Raw genomic sequence first — 3,170 nt, forward strand, 5'->3', positions numbered from 1 at the left:
AGAATGTATACCAGAACAAAAAACATAAAAAAGATAATACCCAACAGAAACTCGCAGAAGCAAAATTAAAAGAATCCGAAGAGAAATTTAGAAGCTTATCGGATGAATCTCCCAATATGATTTTCATTAATAATGCAGGCCGTGTAATATATGTAAATAAAAAGTGCGGGGAGGTTTTAGGATACAGCAGAGAAGAATTCCTCGATGCAAAATTTAATTTTCTTGACTTAATTGCCCCTGAATATGTTGACACCGTTAAAAAAAATTTCGCCGACCGTTATAGCGGTATCGCAAAGGATTCTTACGAATACGCTTTGGTAACAAAAGACAAAAAAAGAATAGAAACTTCTATCTCATCCAAAATAATTACTTACGAAGGGAATAAAGTAATTTTGGGAATTGTGACTGACTTAACCGAACGGAAGTGTTCGGAATTAGTTATTACAAAACAAAATAAACAATTAAAAGAACTTAATGCTACGAAAGATAAATTCTTCTCTATCATCGCGCACGATTTGAGAAGCCCGTTGCAGGGATTTTTAGGGATGACTCAGTTAATGTCAGAGGAGGTTGGTGAATTCTCACCTGCGGAATTATCCAAATTCGCCGGGGAAATGAACACATCGGCACAAAATCTTTTTAAGCTGCTGCAAAACCTTTTGGATTGGGCTAGGTTACAGAATGGAACGATCGATTTTACGCCCGGTGAGTGCTCTCTTAAAGAAATAGTTGATCAAAACATTGAAACCATTGCGCAAAGAGGGGCGCAGAAGGGAATAACTATTTTAAACGAGATTGCCGAAGAGCAAACGATTTATGCAGATGAAAAAATGATTAATACCGTCTTCAGAAATCTTTTATCTAATGCGGTTAAGTTCACAAGAAAAGATGACCGGATTACCATCAACTCACAGCCGACAACCGGTGCTATGGTTATGATAACCGTGAAGGATACCGGTGTTGGAATTTCCGGTGAAAACCTGAGTAAGCTTTTCAAACTGGATGAAAAGGTGAGAACTAAGGGAACGGAGGGCGAACCAAGTACCGGACTCGGTTTGTTGTTGTGCAAAGAATTTGTTGAAAAGAATGGCGGGGAAATTTGGGCAGAAAGTGAGGAAGAGAAAGGAAGCACGTTTTATTTTACTCTTCCGGCAAAAAACGAGGAAACACTTTAGCTGTCCGGTTTCTCCCTTGGATAAGGGGAGTTCTAAACGCTATTTTTTTTGTTGCTCGCAAAGACGCAAAGACCGCCAAGCTTTTCTTCTTTGCGGGCGTTGTTAGACAACTTTTTTGTTGCTTTTAATTTTTAAGTTGGTTACTTTATTCCCGCCTGTTTGGTATTATTTAATTTTCTGTTTAGGTAACAGGCGATTTTATAGTTTTAGTTGAGGTTGGTTCATGGGTACGTTCGAACTTAATGGAATTGAATTTGTTTTGATAAATCGTAAGCTTGGAAAACGAGCCGGATTCCTTTCAAAATATTTAAACTGCATCCCCCTTTTACCAGAAAACATAAACCCGAAATTCCTACATCTTGCTGAAATCCCTCTGTTTATTAGAAAAATATCCCTAAGACCCTTAATTACTCGCAATTTCGCTTGTATTTCTCTATCTGTAAGTATGCCGCAGAGCGGCAATAATGCACAGTTACCTCAGAAAATGCGTTTTTTAACTAAATTCGGCGGCGAAGCCCGGTAACTATATGGCGAACATCGGTAACTATATGGCGAAGCCCGGTAACTATTCGACGAACTCCCGTAACTATTTGCCGGAAGAAGGCAGCTTATTAACGGATAGGCTTTACGGAATGGTGAAAAGCTTTAGCTTTATAACGAAATAATTTAGCTAATCGTTGGGAGAGGTTAGCTTATTCCCGGGAGTAGGCAGCAACTTAAAGAAAACATGTAGCTCTTCAATGAAAGAGATTTTTTATTTAAATATTTCAGACGTAGCGAACTTTGCGGTTCGTAGCGGACTTTGCGAGATACTTCGACTTCGCTCGGTATTGTTTCTCGCAACGAACGCAAAGAAGGCGCAACGAACGCAACGGAAAAGAAAAAATTTATGCATGTAAATGATATTGCTAAATTAATACTGGACTGTGCTTTTAAAATTCACAAAGAAGTTGGTCCGGGATTGTTGATCAATTGCAACGTTTCTCTGCTAAAAGATGGAATAGTAAGAATTGTAAATAAATTAGATGCGTAGCGAACGTTGCGGTTCGTAGCGAGCTTTGCGAGATACTTCGACTTCGCTCGGTATTGTTTCTCGCAACGAACGCAAAGAAGGCGCAACGTTCGCAACGGAAGTATTTTTGCTCTTGCATCGAAAGCGCAAGAGTTTTTTTTAGTGACTTAATGGCAAAAAATAATTTCTAACCATCATTAGGGATAAGTTGGTACTATGAAAATAAATGAACATAACGAAAACCGGAAGGTGAACATATTTATTCAAGGCTGCGGATTGTTAGCAGTTTTTCTCGGGGTATCTGCAATCCTCGGATGGCTTTTCGATATCGCAGAATTAGCAAGTTTCGATTCAACTAAAATACCAATGGCATTAAGCACAGCCGTTTTGTTTACAGGATACGGGTTAATAATTTTCTTGTCCAATAGGTTACCTTCAAGCCGCATGGTAGCAAGGGTTGGTATTCCTTTCAGTTCTGTTGCAATCTTCGTTTCGTTATTACTCCTTTATCTTTCATTGAGCGGAATACATTTGAATGCCGAACATTTGGGGATGAGCATGAGCAGCGGGATCAATACTTTTATAGTAGGGCACATGTCTCCAATTACCGCAATTGTTTTTGTGTTTATTGGTTTGTCATCCTTGTTAAGGTTGATGAAAACAAGAGTGAAAAGACAAATGCAAGCGGCTTTTTTGTCAGCGGTTCTGGTAATTGCTATCTCAATTATTCTTCTTTTATCTTATTTCTTTGGCACACCGTTGCTTTATAGAGGAGGGTTCATTCCACCGGCATTGACAACTTCTCTTGCCTTTTTATTTCTGGGGATTGCGCTACTTTTAAATTCGGGACTCGAAATTTGGTTTCTCGAAGAAATTACAGGCTCCATGACTACCCACTCGACCTATGCCCTTTACCTTGTTTTTATTGCTCTGATTGTTGGAATAATTACATCGGGGTACTCGTATTATAGGGTCTATGAAAA

The 3,170-nt window shown here is 38.9% G+C and carries 4 protein-coding genes; all 4 read left to right on the forward strand.

The annotated features are described in order from the left end of the window. A partial coding sequence (locus ACYC56_RS13770; RefSeq protein WP_461374744.1) for a PAS domain-containing sensor histidine kinase occupies positions 1–1,175 on the forward strand: 1,175 nt, incomplete at its 5' end. Between the two features lie 223 nt (positions 1,176–1,398). Then, positions 1,399–1,698 (forward strand): hypothetical protein, encoded by a 300-nt coding sequence (locus tag ACYC56_RS13775; RefSeq protein WP_461374745.1) that lies wholly within the window; start codon positions 1,399–1,401, stop codon positions 1,696–1,698. Between the two features lie 279 nt (positions 1,699–1,977). Next, complete coding sequence (locus tag ACYC56_RS13780) at positions 1,978–2,208, forward strand: hypothetical protein (RefSeq protein ID WP_461374746.1); 231 nt, start codon at positions 1,978–1,980, stop codon at positions 2,206–2,208. A 195-nt stretch (positions 2,209–2,403) separates the two neighbouring features. Continuing rightward, on the forward strand, positions 2,404–3,170 hold a 767-nt coding region (locus tag ACYC56_RS13785; RefSeq protein WP_461374747.1), incomplete at its 3' end, for a hypothetical protein.

The sequence above is a fragment of the Candidatus Aquicultor sp. genome (genome assembly GCF_054640775.1).

Coding starts and splice junctions, on each gene's coding strand:
- ACYC56_RS13775 (WP_461374745.1), top strand. CDS start 1,399: ATGGGTACGTTCGAACTTAATGGAATTGAATTTGTTTTGATAAATCGT.